Raw genomic sequence first — 16,713 nt, forward strand, 5'->3', positions numbered from 1 at the left:
CGTCTCTCTTGGGTGGGGCGGGCCATACCTCGGCCCGCCCTCTGGTTGTCTTACACCTTCAGCACTCGGCTGGCGTCCTGATAGAGCTTGGCGAAGCCGCAGGTGCTGGTGATGGCGGCCCGCTCCAGCTGCCGGTCGATGAGCTTGTCGTACTCCACGGTCACGTCCCCGGCCTGCACCATCTCCAGGGCATAGTTCTTGTCCAGGCCGATCATGGTGTTCTCACTCATGGCGGAGGTGCGCAGCAGGTTGGCGCCCAGGGGGGTGGTCATCTTGCCGGTGCCCTGGAAGTTGAGGCCGGTGAGGGGATTCTGGAACTCGCTCATCTTGAGCATCTTGAGCATCACGTCCCCGGACACCAGCATGGTGTTCATCTCGTAGGGGTCGAACTGGGCCCAGAAGTCCACCAGATCGTCGTAGGTGAGGGTGCCGGTCTCGCCGCCGATGGGGGAGGTACCCACCTTGTACTCCTTGGCGGCGTTGTTGTTGCCGTCGCCGTTGATGAGCACGCCGATGGCGTCCTCCAGCAGCATCCGGTTGATGTGTGCGCCGATCTGGCGCAGGGTGACGGAGAAGAGGTCCAGCTTCTGCCACCGGATGGCCTCGTAGCTGGCCACCAGCATGCGGCCCCGCTTGTGGAGCTTCACCAGGTTCTCCTGGGTCTTGACCTCGGTCTGGGGGATAGCGGCGCCCTCCTCCACATTGCGCAGCTCCTTCTCCTCCTTGCCGGGCACGGAGGCCACGGAGCGGTAGTCCATGCCCTCGATGCGGGTGGTGGTGGCCACGATGGAGGGCAGCAGGTTGGCCTCCTCCATCCCCTGGCGCACGGCCCGTGCGATGTACTCGGGGAAGAGGACGGCGGAGTCGGAGGTGCGGAAGAACTTCTCCACCACGTCGCTGCCCGCGCCCTTGACCTTGATGTCAAAGCGCTTGAGCTGCCGCTGATAGGCGTCCAGGCCCTCCAGGGGGGTGCCCTTGTAGCGCTCGGAGGGGTCCTCCCGCTCCAGCACCTGGGTAAAGGACTGGCCCGCCTGGCGGTACATGCCCTTTTCCAGTCTCACATTGTCATAAGCGTATCCCATTTTTTCAGCTCTCCTTCCTCCGGCGCGGCGCGCCGGCATTCCAGTTTTCTCTCCGTCCTGCGATTACAGCAGGATGGTGGCCTGTTTCTCGGTGCTGCCTGCCTCCACCACCAGGTAGGCGGTGCCCGACGCGTTGGTCTTGACGCCGCCGCCGGCGTTGGCGGACAGCTTGGTGTAGCCCACGGCCACAGTGTCGCCGCAGTTGACCTTGATAAAGCCCTTGAGCTGCACCAGGGCCAGCCCGTCGCTGACCTCCAGGGCCACGCCGCAGAAGGCCTCTCCGTCGCCGCAGGGGCCCACCTTGCCGTCGCCGGTCATCTTGACGGGGCCGGCCGTGAGGCCCTCCTCCGCCAGGAAGGTAACCATCATCTCGCCGATGCCTTCAAACGAAACCTTTGCCATACTCCGTTCTCCTTTCTTTTATCCGCGCCTCAGATGAGGAAAGCGCCGTCTCTCTGGTCCATCTCGGCCTGCTCGGTGCGCCGGGGCAGCTGTACGGTGAGGGGGAACCGGTCCTCCAGCTGTTTCTGGTAGCTGTCTCGCAGGGCCTCCAGCTCCTCGCCGCTGAGCTTGTCCGTGATGCTTCTGCGGATGTGCTCCTCCACGCCCTTTTCGCAGATGCCGCCCAGCCGCATCACCTCGCCCCGCAGCCGCTCCAGGTACTTGCGTCCCAGTGAGGCCTCTTTCTCCAGCTGTTCCGCTCTGCTCAGCAGTACAGGCTGGTCCTTCAGGTATTCCATCAGGTCGGTCTCCTGACCGCCTCCCATTCGCTTGATGACCCCGGCCTTGGGCTGGGCGGGCACCGCCACAAAGGACCACTCGTAGGCATCGGTGGCGCCGGACAGGTCTGCCCAGCACAGCTTTCCGCCGTACTCCTGGCCCTTGGTGTGTGCGCATTTTTTTCTGTCCCGGATGTCCTCGCCGCAGATGGAGCACACGGCCCGCTCCACGGCGCACCCCACGGACACCTCCCGCTTGATGCCGCCCTCGATCTCGGCGATGAGTCCCCTGTTCTCCTCGGTGCGCACCATGTAGGCGTACCCCTTCAGGTAGCAGTACGGGTCCCCTGCCCGGGTGAGGATGTTTTGCTCCCGCACCACCTCGGTGCGGTAGATCCGGGCCGCCTGGCCCTTAGCGCTCCACTGGTGGTCGAAGATGCCGCTCTTGCCCTCAAAGAGTTTTGCCAGCTCCTCCAGGGTCTCCCGGGTAAACCGCTCCCCGTCCCGGTCGATCTCGTTGTCGCACAGCCGCACGGCGAAGGCGTATACCTCCTCCGCCGTCAGGGCCTTCCGGCTCCAGCGGTTGATGAGGGCCAGATCCCGCTCCTCCACGGCGAGGGGCTGCCCCATGTCCGCCTGCTTTACAATGTCCATTTCCTACCCCCTGTTCTCCATCGGCTCACTGCTTCTGTCCCAGCTCCACCTGAATTTTTCTGGCCTGCTCCCGGTAGAGCTGTGCCTTGGCCTCCTCCACCAGGTCCTGGAGGTTGATATCCTCCCAGTCCACGGTCACCCCGCCGCCGTAGCCCTTCAGCTCCAGCCACAGCTCGCAGATCCGCTCCAACACCGGCTCCAGGCCCCGCCGGATGGCGGTGAGCTCGCTGGTCATCATGTCGGCCTGCTGGGTACTCATCCGCTCGGTGGAGGACCAGGACAGGCCCAGCATAAAGGGCGGGATACCGGTCCTGGCGATGAGCTGCTCCAGGATCTGCCGCACGGGCACCTGGCTGTCCAGAATCTGGTTGTCCGCGCCAATGACCTTGATGTCCACGTCTCCCACGGCCACAAAGTCCCGCACACTGCCGTTTTTCCCCGCCTGCATGGCGGCAGACCACTCCCGTGCGATCTGCTGGCTGCGCTCCACGGCGTAGGCCCTGTCCACAGCGTCCTCGCCGGGCTTGTAGACCACAGCGAAGCGGACGTTGCCCATCCGCTCCCAGTTCATGCCCTCGGCCTGATAGATTTTCAGCAGAATCTCGGTGAGGAAGGGCATGGACCGCAGCAGGGACACGCCGTAGGGGCTGTCGGTCTCGGGCTGGAAGGGGGTAAAGAGGAGCAATTCCTGGCAGGGCAGGTCCTCCAGCACGCCGTCTCTTCCCCTGGCGCACAGGGTGATGTCCAAGGGTGTCTCCCCCTCTTTGATCTCCACATCGGCCACGTTGCCGCAGAGCACTGCGGCGATGCCGTCCCGCCTGCCGTTGAGTACGATCTCCCCTACTGCTCTCCCGCAGGTGAGCATGGAGTCCAGGTAGCAGTCCAGGAAGGACTGGATGCCCCGCTGTCTCCGTCCGGTGCTGACCGTTTTCAAAAACCGGTCCATCTCCCCCTGAGCCCGCTGATTGCCGCACTGCACCACCGGTCCGCCTGCCAGGCGAATTAGCTTCAGAATGGCGGCGTCCACAATGGGCACCGCCTCCCGGATGCTGCGGTACAGGGCGATCTCCCCGTTTCTCAGGGGCACGTACCCGTCCAGCACACCGAAGGGGTGCCGTCCGCCGTCCCGCAGCTGGACGGCCACCCCTGCGGGTGCCTCAATCTTTTTCTTCTCCCAGAATCCCATCCGAGCCCTCCCGTATTCTAAAATCTTGTCCGCTCCACGTAGGCCGCGCCCAGGTAGGGCGGCTCTCTGCCGGCGGCCACGGTGGCCGCGAAGTAGCGGATCTCGTCCATGGCGTGGTCGTGTTCCTTGCGCACCCGGTCCTGTCCGCCTCTGTCTGCCCAGCAGTAGAGCTGGAACTCCCGCAGGGCGTCGCGGCACCCCCGGCAGATTACCAGCTTTTTCTCCCGCAGCAGTTCGGCGGTGGTGCGGATGCCGGAGAGCACGTCGTTCTCCGCCTTCACCACCCGCCATCCCTCTCTCCGCAGCACCTCGATGAAGCTGGCCGCCGACGGGTCCACCACCACCAGCCGGATGTCCCGTCCCCCGGCCAGTTCTCGCAGGTCCCGGGCGTACTCCCCGTCGGTCTTCTGCCGTTTTTCCGCTCTGGAGTCGTAGTAGAACTCCTTCACCCGGTACCAGATCCCGTCCTTCCACCCCCACAGCCCGAAGGAGGCGGGGTTGACGGTACCGTAGTCGCAGGAGATGCACCACCGGCTCAGGCCGTCGGGCGGGTCCTCCACGTAGCGCTCGTCGAAGAAGTCGTAGACCCGCCCCTCAGCGGCCACCCACTCCCCCAGCACGAACCTGCGGTAGAATGCGCCGCTGAACATCCGCGTGTACCGCGCCCGCACCTCCGGTCTGAGCCCCGGATTGTCCTCCATGGTAAAGTGGAGGTACAGGGCGTTGCGCTCCTCCGCCTTCTGGATCCACTCCTTGTAGAACCAGTGCTCGGGCCCCTCGGGGTTGCAGTTGAACCACAGCCTGCTTCCCGCCACAGAGCACCGGGCACAGGCCTGCTCCACAAAGGACCGGGGCATGAGGGCCACCTCGTCCAGCAGCACGCCCGCCAAGGTCACGCCCTGGATGAGGGCGGCGCTGCCCTCGTCCTTGCCGCCGAAGAGGTAGAAGGTGTTCTCCCTCCCGCCCCGCCGGACGGTGAGGAGGTTGCGGGACACCTTTTCCTCACACCGGAACCCCAGTTCCTCCAGCACGGGCACCAGCCCTCTCACCAGGTTGCGCCGGAGGGATACGGTGGTCTTGCCGCACAGTCCGAAGGCGGCATTCTGGAATCTGGCCATGGCCCAGCACACAAAGGACAGCCCCATGCAGAAGGTCTTTCCGCTGCGGACGGCGCCGTCGCAGATGATGGCCTCATACCGCCGTTCCGGTGTGCACCACCACCGCAGCACAGTCTTCTGCTTTTCGGAAAATACCCATTTCCGCACTCATTCGCCCCTCCCGGGCACAGATTCTCCGCCGGGTTCTGTCCCGGCGCACTGGTCTCCGGGGCGCTCCAGCGCCCGGAGGAACGCGTCTGCCTCGTCCTCCTCTCCCCGCTCCAGCATGGCGGCGATCTTCTCCAGTACCGCCACCCGGTCCATGAGCTTGATCTCCACGGTTCCGTTTCCGCTGCGCTTGAACTCGGTGAGGGCGGAGAGGTCCAGATTGTCGATCTCATCCACCCGCTCGCCGTCCAGGAAGGCCAGCTTGACCGCGTCGTTGACCCTGCCGCCGGCCAGCCGCTCCATGCGCCGCATCAGGGTGTTCAGCCGCCGCTCCCGTTTTTTTCCCGATTCGGTTTTCACTCCACTCACCTCTCACCCCCATCTGTTCCGGCCGGGAATATTGCTGCTTTCTGTACATCAACGGTGGAAAAAATTTTTTCACTCTGTTTTTTCTCCCGGTCCCGACTGAAAAAAGGGCGCAAAAAAGCTCCCCTGCGGGCAGTCCGCAGGGGAGCTTTTCAGCTGGATTGTTTACTTTTTCAGGCTCTCAGCCCAGGCGGTGTACTTGGCCACCTTCTCGTCGGCCTCGGCCTTGGTGGCGCCGTTGGCCAGGATGTAGACCTTGACCTTGGGCTCGGTGCCGGAGGGGCGGACGATGAGGCTGGTGCCGTCGGCCATCTCATAGCGCAGCACGTTGGAGCCGCTGAGCTCTATGGTGCTCTTGGCGCCGTCGGAGACGTTGACCACGGAGCCGTCCTTGTAGTCCTTCTGCTGCTTCACGGCCACGCCGGCGATCTCCACCGGGGGCTTCTCCCGCAGTCCGGCCATCAGGTCGGCCATCTTCTTCAGGCCGTCCAGGCCGGGCATGACCAGGTTGAGGGTCTTCTCGGCGTAGAAGCCGTACTTCTCATAGCACTTCTGGAGGGCATCGTACAGGGTCATGCCCTGACCGGCGTACCAGGCGGCCATCTCGGTGAGGGACAGGGCGGCGGTGACGGCGTCCTTGTCCCGGACGTAGTCGCCCAGCATGTAGCCGTAGCTCTCCTCGTAGGCGAAAATGACCTTGCCCTCGCCGGCGTTCTCCAGCTTGTCCTTCTTTTCGGCCAGGAACTTGAAGCCGGTGAAGGTGTCGTAGCACTTCAGGCCGTTGGTCTCGGCCACCTTGCGGGCCATCTCGGTGGTGACGATGGTCTTGAGGGCCACGGGGTTCTCAGGCATCTTGCCGGTGCGCTTCTTGGCGCCGATGAGGTAGTCCAGCAGCAGCACGCCGGTCTGGTTGCCGGTGATGGTGATGTACTCGCCCTTGTCGTTCTTGACCATGATGCCCACCCGGTCGGCGTCGGGGTCGGAACCCAGGATGAAGTCGGCGCCCTCCTTCTTGGCCAGGTCCACCGCCAGGTAGAAGCCCTCCGGGTTCTCCGGGTTGGGGGAGACCACGGTGGGGAAGTTGCCGTCGATGACCATCTGCTCGGGCACGCAGATGACGTGCTTCATGCCCAGGCGCTTGAGGGCCTCGGGGATGAGCTTGTAGCCGGTGCCGTGGAAGGGGGTGTAGACCATCTTGAAGGTGTCGGCCACCTTGTCCACGGCGGCCTTGTCGTTGACCTGGCCCATGACGTTGGAGAGGAACTTCTCGTCGGTCTCGGCGCCCATCAGGGTGATGAGGCCGGCCTTGACCGCCTCGTCATAGTCCATGCGCTTGATGGAGTCAAAGAGGTCCAGCTCCTCCATCTTGGCGGCGATGGCGGAGGCGTGGTGGGGGGGCAGCTGAGCGCCGTCCTGCCAGTAGACCTTGTAGCCGTTGTACTCCTTGGGGTTGTGGCTGGCGGTAACATTGATTCCGGCGATGCAGCCGTATTCCCGCACGGCGAAGGAGAGCTCGGGGGTGGGGCGCAGGGCGTCGAAGATGCGCACCTTGATGCCGTTGGCGGCCATGACGCAGGCGGCCTCACGGGCGAACTCAGCGGAGTGGTTGCGGCAGTCGAAGCAGACGGCCACGCCCCGCTCTGCGGCGTTGCCGCCCTCGGCCAGGATGACCTCGGCGAAGGCCTGGGTGGCGTGGCGGATGACGTGGACGTTCATCTGATGGAGTCCCACGCACATGGTACCCCGCAGTCCGGCGGTGCCGAACTCCAGGGGGGCAAAGAAGCGGCTTTCGATCTCCTTTTCATCATTGGCGATGCTGCGCAGCTCTTCTTTTTCCGCCTCGCTGAGGGCAGGGCTGTTCAGCCATTTCTCATACATATCACGATAGGACATGGGACTTACCTCCAATATCTGAATTTCCGGAATCACAGGTTCCCGCTGTTGTGATTATAGCACAACGCCCACCGGCTATCCACCCCTGAAGTCCAGAAATACCCACAAATTTCAAATATGGAAACGCCGCGCGGTCCCCGGAGCGCTGCTGTGCGGGGGCCGCGCGGTGTATTACGGCGGGGCGCTATTTGTGGTAGCTGGAGCCCTCGGCGATTTTGAAGGCCCTGTAGAGCTGCTCCAGCAGCATGACCCTGGCCAGATGGTGGGGGAAGGTCATTTTGGACATGGACAGGCGCAGGTCGGCACGCTCCTTGACAGCGGGATGGAGTCCGTAGGAGGAGCCGATGACAAAGCAGAGCTGGCTGCGGCCCTGGCCGGCCCAGTCGGTGATCCGGCGGCTGAGCTCCTCGCTGGAGAGTCCTTTTCCCTCTACGCACATGGCGGTGACGGCGCACCCCTTGGGCAGCCGCTGGAGGATGGCGTCGGCCTCTTTCCGCAGGGCGGCGTCGATCTGGGCCTGGGAGGGGTTGTCGGGCAGCCGCTCCTCGGGCAGCTCGGTGAGCTGGAATTTGCAGTATCCTCCCAGCCGCTTGGCGTACTCGGCGGAGGCGTCGGTGTAGAACTTTTCCTTCAGTTTTCCCACGCAGATCACGTGAATTCCCAGCATATATTACACCTCACAGCGAATACCCGTCTCGCTTCTGGGGGCCACCTCCAGCCGCACGTCGGTCCCCGGCCGTATGCCCCTGCGCTCCATGGCGGCCAGCACCGTGTCGTAGGCTCTGGCGGGGGTGTTGTTCTCCTTGGACAGGTGGGCCAGGATCACGGTGCTGGCCCCGTTTTCCACAGCGGAGCAGGCCAACTCGGCCCCTGCCTGGTTGGAGAGGTGTCCCCAGCCCCCCTGGATGCGCTCCTTCAGGTAGTAGGGGTAGGGTCCGGACTGGAGCCATTCCGGGTCGTAGTTGGTCTCGGCCACCAGCAGGTTGGCGCCCCGGATTCCCCTGGCCACCTCCTCGGTGACCCTGCCCAGGTCGGTGACCACGGCTGCCTTTCTGCCCTCCGCGGAGACGGCGTAGCCCACGCTCTCCGCCGTGTCGTGGGGCGTGGGGAAGGACTCCACGGTCAGGCCTCCGATCTCAAAGACCGCGCCGGCCTCAAAGGCCCTGAGCCGGTTCTCCAGGAAGGCGATCCGGTAGCACAGCTGCCGTCCGGTGCCCTTGCTGGCGTATACCGGCATGTCAAACTGCTTGGTCAGGGTGGTCAGCCCACAGATATGGTCGGAGTGCTCGTGGGTGATGAGGATGCCCGCCAGTTCAGCCGGGTCGATCCCCAGCTCCCGCAGGCTCTTGGTGATTCGCCGGGCGGAGATGCCGGCGTCGATCAGGATATGGGTTTTCCCATCGGACACCAGCAGGCTGTTGCCGCTGGAGCCGCTGGCAAGGGTGGTCAATGACAGCAATCGAATCTCTCCTATGTAGTGTCTGCAAGCAATAAAACGGTCTGTGGGGGCGTTATATGCCCGGCGCGTTCATAAAAACAGGGCGGCAGCACATTGCCGCCGCCCTGACTGGCTGTTTTGTTATCCCACCTGGGCCTGCTTGTCCTCGTCGGGGGTGACCACAACGCGGATGTCGGCGCCCACGCCGGAGAGCTTGCGTACGATGTCCTCGTAGCCGCGCTCAATATAGTGGATGCAGTCCACCTCTGTGACGCCGTGGGCGGCCAGGCCGGCGATGACCATAGCCGCGCCGGCCCGCAGGTCGCAGGCCCGGACAGGGGCGCCGGTGAGGTGGTCCACGCCCTCAATGACGGCCACCTTGCCGTCCACCTGGAACTGTGCGCCCATGCGGCGGATCTCGTCCACATAGCGGTAGCGGTTGTCCCACACGCCCTCAGTGACCACGCTGGTGCCCTCGGCCAGGGAGAGGACCACGGCCATCTGGGGCTGCATGTCGGTGGGGAAGCCGGGGTAAGGCAGGGTCTTGATGTTGGTGCGGGTGAGGCGCACGGAGGGATCTCTGCGCACCAGAACAGCGTCATCCCGCTCTTCCACCTCCACGCCGGTCTCCACCAGCTTGGCGGTGATGCACTCCAGGTGCTTGGGGATGACGTTTTTGATCAGGACCTCGCCTCCGGTGGCGGCCACGGCGGCCATATAGGTGCCCGCTTCGATCTGATCGGGGATAATGGAGTAGGTGCCGCCGTTGAGGCGATCCACGCCCTTGATCTTGATCACGTCGGTGCCGGCGCCCATGATCCGGGCGCCCATAGAGTTGAGGAAGTTGGCCAGATCCACGATATGGGGCTCTTTTGCGGCATTTTCGATGACCGTGGTGCCCTCGGCCAGGGTGGCGGCCAGCATGATGTTCATGGTGGCGCCCACGGAGACGATGTCCAGGTAGACCTGAGCGCCGCTCAGGCGCTTGCCGTCCTTGACCCAGGCGTTGACGAAGCCGCCCCGCACGTCCACCTCGGCGCCCATGGCCACAAAGCCCTTGATGTGCTGGTCAATGGGGCGGTCGCCCAGGTGGCAGCCGCCGGGAGGAGGCACCTGGGCGCTGCCGAAGCGGCCCAGCAGTGCGCCGATCAGGTAATAGGAGGCGCGGATTTTCCGAGCCAGCTCGTTGGGGACTCTTGCGTTGCGGATGTGGGAGCAGTCGATGTCCACCGTGGTCCGGTTGACAGTGCGCACGTCGGCGCCCAGCTCCTGCAGGATGTTGAGGATCATCGTCACGTCGCTGATCTGGGGGATATTCTCAATACGGCATACGCCGTCCACCAAAAGTGCAGCGGGGATAATGGCCACCGCGGCATTTTTGGCGCCGCTGATATCGATTTCACCATAAAGCGGCTTACCGCCGCGGATCACATATTTTGTCAAAACGGCACCCTCTATTCTCTCCGTTGCGGCTGGAAACCAGCCTGTTCAGTCAGCAGGCCGGCACAACACCGGCCAGACAATTCAAGTTTATATTTTCCGCCGTACTCCTTCTGAAGGGGAAACCCCGACGTTTTTCCGGCGCGGCATGCGCTCCATGCCAGTCGCAGATATTATAACATAGTCTCATGTAAAATCAAAGTAATTTTACAGTATCTCCGGCCTCCTGATTGAATTTTCGTGTCTTTCAGCCCCTTCTTTTTCCGTTTCCTGCCGTTTCTATGGTGTCACTATGTCCTTTTTTCTGTGGTTTTATTCTATTTAAACAAATCTCCAAAAAGGAATGTCCTAGAAATTGGTTCCTTCGGTTTTCTCTGCCGCTCCCGGCTTTGGAACTTCTCTGAGCGATGGGCTTCCCTGTTCCGGCGGCCGTCTCGTCCATGGCATAAAAAAGGAGTGTCTCCCATCCCGACGCGATTGCCCGGGGGCGACACTTCTCTGTTGAAAAAGCGGCAAATAATGTTCTTTTGCTCTGCCCCGGGTAGCGTGGAGGCCTCATATAAAAACTGGATGCCCTGTACTGTGCAACAATCCGCACCGGAACGGGGAGATATGAGGAGGGGGCGATCCATGTGAAAGCGTATCAAGCCCGGCGCCCTCCTGCCTGCCGCGGCAAGCGGCGCAACAATCGGAAAGGAGCATACTTATGAGCACACAGACACAGCACATCGGCCTCCACCAGTGGGAGCGCGCGGACCCGTTTCTCCGGGAGGACTTCAACCAGGACCACCGTCTCATTGACGCCGCAGTGGCGCAGGCGGAGGGAAAAGCGGACCAGGCCCTGTCCGGTCTGGAGGACGTGGGCTACAACGTCTACAACCTGCTGCTGCAAAACTACTATGAGGGCAAATACACCGGCTTCAAGAAGGGGCTGATGTTTGACGGCTTTCTGGACGGCAGCCGCATCGCCTCCTGGGAGGGGAGCGCCTACCGTGACACAGCGGCTCACACCGTCAGCCTTGACACAGCCGGTCAGTCCGACGTCCCCCGGCCTGCCACGCTCACATCTGGAAAATCCGCACGCAGGGGCGATTTTGTCTCGCGTCTTTGGACCGCCCAGGGCAACGGTACCATCACCGCGGTCTCGGTCCAGGGGTATGGCACCTCCAACATTCAAACCGTGGCGCTGTCCATCTGGCAGGACGACAGGAAGCTGGCTGATGCCACCAAGACGCTGGACTTTCTGAAAGATAACATGGCCTGGTATGAGTTTCCCATCACCTGCTCCATCCGCAAGGATGAGGTCTATGAAATTCGCGTGGAAAACGTCACTTCCGAGGGGATTGCCGGAAGTATTGTCTGTGCATACGAGGACGAGGACAGTATCATCCACCCTGTTGCCATCGGGCTGACCGTTACACCTGCCGGCAGCACCTCGGGCGGGCTGATCTCTTCCGCCGAGGACATAGGCCCCTGGACTCAGGCCATCTGTTATGTCCGGCACAGCGGCGGCGGTACGGTCGCCGCGTTTCTGGGGGAGCAGAGCGGCAGCCTTGAGAAAATGGAGCAGGCGGGGACCTCTGCCGCTCAGACGCTGGAGGGGACTTCCTGTCAGGAGAGCACCTTCCGTCTGACCCGTTCTGCGGCAGCTGCGGCCGGATGCCTCCGCCTGTCCCTGTCCGGCAGCACGCCCGTTGTCCATGATTACGGCGTCATCTTTCTGGAATAAAAACAGGCATGACAAAAGGGACCCCGGGCCAAAGGCCCGGGGTCCCTTTTTTGCTCTTGTGACTGTGTGAATCGTCAGATTACACAGCGGGGGTGATCACGAACACCACGGAAGCGGTGTTGTTGGTGGTACCATCGGCGAGCACGACGGCGACCTTGGCGGTCTCGCTGGCAGCGATGTCGCTGGCGGTCACGGTCTCCACGTCGCCGGTCTTCTCGTTGATGGCGTAGAAGACGGTGCTGTCGTTGTACAGGTAAGCGGTCTCGTCAGCGCCGACGACCATGACGCCGCCGGAGATGGACTTCAGGCCAGTGGCGGGAGTCACAGCCTTGACTGCCTCGCTCACCACGCCGTCGGTGGTCACATAGGTGACCAGGCCGTTGACCTTGACGTAGTCGGTGGTGTCCACGGTCAGGGTGGTCTTCACGCCGTCCACGATAGCGGCATAGACATAATCCAGACCGTTGTTGCCATCGGAAACGACCTCATAGGCGTCCTTGTTCAGGATGTAAGCATACTTGGCAGCAGCCACGTCGCCGGTGAACTTGTCAGCCACGATGTAGACGTAGGTAGCCACGCCGTCCTTGCTCACGACCTGGCCGCTCTTCAGGTCAGCCTTGGCGATGCTGGGAACATTGGCGATGCCCTTGTAAGCGGTGTAGGTAGTGCCCTTCTTCACCAGGAAGATGGTGTTGGCGTTGGCGATGTTGGTGCCGTCGAACTTAGCGGTGTTGGTGGTGATGCCCTTATCGGTGGCAATGGCCTCAGCAGAGTCGACCAGAGTCAGCTCGTACTTGCCGTCCTTGTCGACGGAGTACTCGACGAACACGCCCTTGTTGGTAGCAACAGTGGCATAGTTGACCTCGTTCTCACCAGCGTCGGCGTTCACGACGGTCTTGCCGCCGAACTTGCTCATCTCGACGACCTCAACGGTGCCGTCCTCGAACAGCAGCTGAGCCTGAGCCACGAAGCTGGCGCCGATAGCGCTGCTGGTGATCTTGCCGTAGTCGAGAACCACGGCGGTCTTGGTGACGGTCTCCTCGGTGACCTTGACGGCCTTCACGATGTTGTTGCCGTTGTCCAGGTAGAAGGTGTAGGTGTTCTTGAAGTCGTTGGCGGTGTAGCCCTCCATGCCGTTGACAACCAGGCCGGACACACCGTAGTACACGCCGTCGACCTTGTAGGTGTTGTTCTTGATACCGGTGACAACGCCCTCAACGGTGTTGGCCTTCTCGATGTAGGTCACGCCGCCGATCTCAACGGTCAGGACCACGTCGTTCTTGGCCAGGCCCTCGTAGCCGGAGACGCTCTTGGCCTCGACATAGTTGGTGGTGACGCCGGGGACGGAGACCATCAGCACGTCATCCTCGGTCTTGGTCTTGACGTCGCCGGAGACGGTCTTGACGGACTTGTTGGTCAGCTTGACCAGGTCAGCCTTGCCGTTGCCGTTGGCGTCGATCAGCTCAACAACGGTACCGACCTTGATGGCGGCGTTGGCAGCAGCCACGTTGTCCAGCTTGGTGCCGTTCTCGAAGTAGTTGACGGACTCATCCAGCTCGGCGATGTAGGTCTTGTTGGCGGTCTTGTTGGTGGTCAGGTCGTTGGTCTTGCCAGCCTCATAGCCGGTCACCTTGGTGCCGTCGGTGCTGGTGCCCAGAACGTTGGTGGCGCTGATGACCAGGGAGCTGGAGATCAGGCTGCTGGCCTTGTAGGTGCCGTCGGTGTTCAGGGTGCCCTTCACGTACAGGGTGACAACGTTGCCGACCATGTCGGGGGTAGCGGTCAGGGTCTTGCTGATGGACAGGTTGTTGGTGCCCACAGTGGCGGGAGCCAGAACGGCCTTGCCGTCCTCGATGCCGGTCACAGTGGCGTTCACCTTCACCATGCCGTAGGTCTGATAGCCCAGGGTGGTGGAGTCAACAACATACTCGCTCAGGTACTGCACGCCCATGTCGTACTGGAACTTGGGGGTCACAGTCTTGGCGTTCAGGGTGTTGTAGATCATCTGAGCAGCGCCGTCACGGGTCAGGGTGTCGTTAGCGGTACCCTCAACGCCGTTGAGCAGGCCGGCAACCTGAGCGTCCTTCATGATGTTGACGGACCACATGGAGTTGCCCTGGTACTTGCTGGCGTTGGCGTCATAGCCCAGAGCCACCAGCAGCATCTTGGCGGCCTGAACAACGGTCACGCCCTGGGTGGGGAAGAAGTGGCCCTGGCCGTCACCGGAGATGATGCCGTTGGCATAGCAGTACTTGATGTAGCCCTCGGCCCAGTTGGTGTCGATGTCGGTCAGATCGGTGGAAGTGCCCTCGAAGATGGCAGCGTCCACGTCGCCCATCAGCACGTAGGTGATGAGCTTGGCCATGGTGGCGCGGTCCACGCCCTCAGTGGGGGCATAGGAACCGTCAGGCTTGCCCACGATGATGCCCAGATCGACCATCACGGAGACAGCCTCTTTGTTGGTGACCTTGTCCATATCGGTCAGGTCAGCCGCAGTCTTGTCCGCAGCGCCGGCGCCAATGACCATCATGCCGATGAGCATGACGGAGGCCAGAGCCAGGCTGAGGACCCGCTTGAGGTTTCTCATTTGGAATTCCTCCTTCTAAATTTTGAGTGTGGGGGGCAAACTAAGCGTTTCCGCACAGTACCGCACCCCTTGCCTCTGTGGGCATGATAATACATCCCGGCGAAATCGTCAAGCGGTTTCCCCCATTTGTAACACAACCGTAAAACTACGACCTTGCCGTTCCTGTCTTATCATTTTTTGTTAGACGATATGGCCATTTAAAAGGTTCCCGCCCTGTTTTTAAAATTTTTTGATTATTTTCGTTTGGCTGTAACATTTCCGTGTTTTCAATACATATAAGGTAGAGGCCCCCGTTTCAGGCCCCGGTGCTGTGCTCCGGCCCGCTGTCCGTCCCCGGCAGCGGCGCCTCTCCATGGGCTTGTTTCGGGCCGCCGCGATGCGCTTGGGCGTGCATCTTTTTTCTTTCGGACGGTAACTTTTTTTCTTTCTCTGCGTCTAAAAGACAGGAGGCTGAATCTTAAGGTTATCTTAACAACTTGTCATTCATTTGTAGTGCTTTCCCCTGTTCCCCCATGCTACAATGATGATGAGAACCTATGGCAATAGGAGGAAATGAAAATGGCTGAACAGAACACCCCCGTCATGGACCCGGCGCCCGTTCACACACCGGCTCCCCAGCCCTCCGGAAAGGCTCCGGAGCGGAAGAAGAAGAACAAGAAGATCGTCAAGAACATCATCACTGCAATCATTGTCCTGGCGGTCATAGCCGCTGCGGCCTGGGCCCTGTGGTACTTTGTGTTTACCGACCATAAGGACTCCAACCTGGGCGAGCCCATCTATGACAGGGCTTCCACCGGCACCATCTCCACCACGGTCCGGGGCGGCGGCGCAGCCAACGCCAAGGACTCCGCCACCATCACCCTGGCGGCTGACGGCGTGGTCCAGGAGGTGTATGTGACTCAGGGCCAGGTGGTCAACGCCGGCGATCCTCTCTACGTCGTCACCTCCCCCGCCGCGGAGGAGGCGCTCAAGAACGCCCAGGAGGCGCTGGTGGCCCAGCAGGAGTCCATGTCCAAGCTCAACCAGGAGATGGCCGACCTGCAGAAGAGCCGGGGCGACCTGACCATCACCGCTCCCCACGGCGGCAAGCTGACCGAGGTCTCTGATATTAAGGTAGGGGACCCCATGAGTTCGGGCACCCAGATCGCCGTTCTGGTAGACGACACCAAGCTGAAGCTGTCTCTGTACTACAGCTACGCCTATGAGAACGACATCCAGGTGGGTCAGACGGCGGAGATCTCCATTCCCGCCGTCATGGCCACCCTCACCGGCACGGTGGAGAAGATCAACAAGGTGGAGCGCATCGTCCCCGAGGGCTCGGTGACCTTTGAGGTCATCTTTGTGCTGGACAACCCGGGCACCCTGACTGCCGACATGGTGGCCTCCGCCTCTCTGACCGACTCCGCCGGCGTCCCCATCTACCCCTACGAGAGCGGCAAGCTGGCCTACTACCAGACCACCACCATCGCCACCAAGGCCGCCGGGCCTGTGGAGCAGGTGGCGGATCTGATGAATTACGCCAATGTCACCGCGGGTCAGGTGCTGCTGGTCCAGGGCACCAACGATATTGACGAGCAGATCCGCGCCAAGCAGGAGCAGATCAACACCGCCCAGGAGTCCCTGACAAAGGCCCAGCAGGCGGTGACTGACGCCGAGAAGAACGTGCAGAACTTCTCCGCCGTGGCGCCCATTTCGGGCACCGTGGTCACCTGCTCCCTGATGCCGGACATGGAAGTCACTTCGGGCACCACGGCCATCGTCATCGCGGACAATGCGGTTATGACGGTCAACATCCAGGTGGACGACCGCAACCGGCAGTACATCTCCGAGGGCATGACCATCAACCTGTCCGACTGGAACGGCAACAGCTACATGGGCGTGGTGGAGACCGTGGCCGTCCAGGGCACCAATGAAAACGGCGTCACCGTGTTCCCCGCCACTATCCGGGTGGACAATCCCACCGGCACCCTGATGGGCGGCTACTATCTGGACTATGAGTTCACCGCCGCTGAGAGCACCGGCATCATCATCCCCAGCCAGGATGTGCGGTACTACACCCCCGAGGGCGCGGAAAAACCCCAGCCTGTGGTCTACATCCAGCTTCAGCCCGGCCAGGAGGCCCCCGAGAACGCCATTGACAAGTCCGTCCTGCCCGAGGAAATGCAGGAGGAGATCCCCGACGACTGCGCGGTCATCCCGGTGGAGCTGGGCCTGAACGACGACACCAACGTGGAGATCACCTCCGGCCTCAACGACGGCGACATGGTGTATAACAATACCCCCAGCGCGGACGGCAACTATTATGGCCGCAGGGCCAGCGCCTCCTCCAAGGCGGGCTGAGCCGCTCCTGTCAA

13 protein-coding genes are annotated in these 16,713 nt (G+C 62.1%); 2 read left to right on the forward strand and 11 right to left on the reverse strand.

Annotation, left to right across the window (positions count from 1 at the left end):
* Positions 1-50: 50 nt before the first annotated feature.
* From Q0K23_RS00175 to Q0K23_RS00220, 10 genes are all read right to left on the reverse strand, one after another.
* The gene (locus tag Q0K23_RS00175) at positions 51-1,082 is read right to left on the reverse strand and encodes a phage major capsid protein (protein WP_294516406.1); all 1,032 of its coding nucleotides are present in this window, start codon (positions 1,080-1,082) and stop codon (positions 51-53) included.
* A gap of 63 nt (positions 1,083-1,145) precedes the next feature.
* Complete coding sequence (locus Q0K23_RS00180) at positions 1,146-1,484, reverse strand: hypothetical protein (protein ID WP_294516409.1); 339 nt, start codon at positions 1,482-1,484, stop codon at positions 1,146-1,148.
* 29 nt (positions 1,485-1,513) lie between these two features.
* Positions 1,514-2,455 carry a hypothetical protein gene (locus Q0K23_RS00185; protein ID WP_294516412.1) on the reverse strand — a complete coding sequence of 314 codons (942 nt, stop codon included), beginning with the start codon at positions 2,453-2,455 and terminating at the stop codon, positions 1,514-1,516.
* Positions 2,456-2,480: 25 nt separating this feature from the next.
* Positions 2,481-3,641, reverse strand: coding sequence for a serine/threonine protein phosphatase (locus tag Q0K23_RS00190; RefSeq protein WP_294516415.1), 1,161 nt, complete (start codon positions 3,639-3,641; stop codon positions 2,481-2,483).
* Positions 3,642-3,658: 17 nt separating this feature from the next.
* Positions 3,659-4,906: a PBSX family phage terminase large subunit gene (locus Q0K23_RS00195; protein WP_294516417.1), complete on the reverse strand. Its 1,248-nt coding sequence runs from the start codon at positions 4,904-4,906 to the stop codon at positions 3,659-3,661.
* Positions 4,907-5,266, reverse strand: a complete 360-nt coding sequence (locus Q0K23_RS00200) for an XRE family transcriptional regulator (RefSeq protein WP_294516420.1) — start codon at positions 5,264-5,266, stop codon at positions 4,907-4,909.
* 171 nt (positions 5,267-5,437) lie between these two features.
* The gene (locus Q0K23_RS00205) at positions 5,438-7,165 is read right to left on the reverse strand and encodes a phospho-sugar mutase (RefSeq protein ID WP_294516423.1); all 1,728 of its coding nucleotides are present in this window, start codon (positions 7,163-7,165) and stop codon (positions 5,438-5,440) included.
* 184 nt (positions 7,166-7,349) lie between these two features.
* On the reverse strand, positions 7,350-7,832 hold the full coding sequence (gene rlmH / locus Q0K23_RS00210; protein WP_294516425.1) for a 23S rRNA (pseudouridine(1915)-N(3))-methyltransferase RlmH: 483 nt from the start codon (positions 7,830-7,832) through the stop codon (positions 7,350-7,352).
* A 3-nt stretch (positions 7,833-7,835) separates the two neighbouring features.
* On the reverse strand, positions 7,836-8,624 hold the full coding sequence (locus tag Q0K23_RS00215) for an MBL fold metallo-hydrolase (protein ID WP_294516429.1): 789 nt from the start codon (positions 8,622-8,624) through the stop codon (positions 7,836-7,838).
* A 120-nt stretch (positions 8,625-8,744) separates the two neighbouring features.
* The gene (locus Q0K23_RS00220; RefSeq protein ID WP_294516432.1) at positions 8,745-10,046 is read right to left on the reverse strand and encodes a UDP-N-acetylglucosamine 1-carboxyvinyltransferase; all 1,302 of its coding nucleotides are present in this window, start codon (positions 10,044-10,046) and stop codon (positions 8,745-8,747) included.
* 703 nt (positions 10,047-10,749) lie between these two features.
* Between Q0K23_RS00220 and Q0K23_RS00225 the strand changes: the two genes are divergently transcribed.
* Positions 10,750-11,772, forward strand: a complete 1,023-nt coding sequence (locus tag Q0K23_RS00225) for a hypothetical protein (RefSeq protein WP_294516435.1) — start codon at positions 10,750-10,752, stop codon at positions 11,770-11,772.
* A 79-nt stretch (positions 11,773-11,851) separates the two neighbouring features.
* Here the strand turns inward: Q0K23_RS00225 and Q0K23_RS00230 are convergent, their stop codons facing one another.
* On the reverse strand, positions 11,852-14,359 hold the full coding sequence (locus Q0K23_RS00230; RefSeq protein ID WP_294516438.1) for an S-layer homology domain-containing protein: 2,508 nt from the start codon (positions 14,357-14,359) through the stop codon (positions 11,852-11,854).
* A 558-nt stretch (positions 14,360-14,917) separates the two neighbouring features.
* Here Q0K23_RS00230 and Q0K23_RS00235 point away from each other — a divergent pair.
* Positions 14,918-16,699, forward strand: a complete 1,782-nt coding sequence (locus tag Q0K23_RS00235) for an efflux RND transporter periplasmic adaptor subunit (RefSeq protein ID WP_294516441.1) — start codon at positions 14,918-14,920, stop codon at positions 16,697-16,699.
* Positions 16,700-16,713: the final 14 nt, after the last annotated feature.

The organism is uncultured Pseudoflavonifractor sp., from assembly GCF_944387275.1.
GTDB lineage: Bacteria > Bacillota > Clostridia > Oscillospirales > Oscillospiraceae > Pseudoflavonifractor > Pseudoflavonifractor intestinihominis.

What these genes read in the sequence shown, in the direction of transcription:
- rlmH (WP_294516425.1), bottom strand. Translation starts at nt 7,832, where the DNA reads ATGCTGGGAATTCACGTGATCTGCGTGGGAAAACTGAAGGAAAAGTTC.
- Q0K23_RS00190 (WP_294516415.1), bottom strand. Translation starts at nt 3,641, where the DNA reads ATGGGATTCTGGGAGAAGAAAAAGATTGAGGCACCCGCAGGGGTGGCC.
- Q0K23_RS00230 (WP_294516438.1), bottom strand. Translation starts at nt 14,359, where the DNA reads ATGAGAAACCTCAAGCGGGTCCTCAGCCTGGCTCTGGCCTCCGTCATG.
- Q0K23_RS00180 (WP_294516409.1), bottom strand. Translation starts at nt 1,484, where the DNA reads ATGGCAAAGGTTTCGTTTGAAGGCATCGGCGAGATGATGGTTACCTTC.
- Q0K23_RS00205 (WP_294516423.1), bottom strand. Translation starts at nt 7,165, where the DNA reads ATGTCCTATCGTGATATGTATGAGAAATGGCTGAACAGCCCTGCCCTC.
- Q0K23_RS00235 (WP_294516441.1), top strand. Translation starts at nt 14,918, where the DNA reads ATGGCTGAACAGAACACCCCCGTCATGGACCCGGCGCCCGTTCACACA.
- Q0K23_RS00185 (WP_294516412.1), bottom strand. Translation starts at nt 2,455, where the DNA reads ATGGACATTGTAAAGCAGGCGGACATGGGGCAGCCCCTCGCCGTGGAG.
- Q0K23_RS00175 (WP_294516406.1), bottom strand. Translation starts at nt 1,082, where the DNA reads ATGGGATACGCTTATGACAATGTGAGACTGGAAAAGGGCATGTACCGC.
- Q0K23_RS00225 (WP_294516435.1), top strand. Translation starts at nt 10,750, where the DNA reads ATGAGCACACAGACACAGCACATCGGCCTCCACCAGTGGGAGCGCGCG.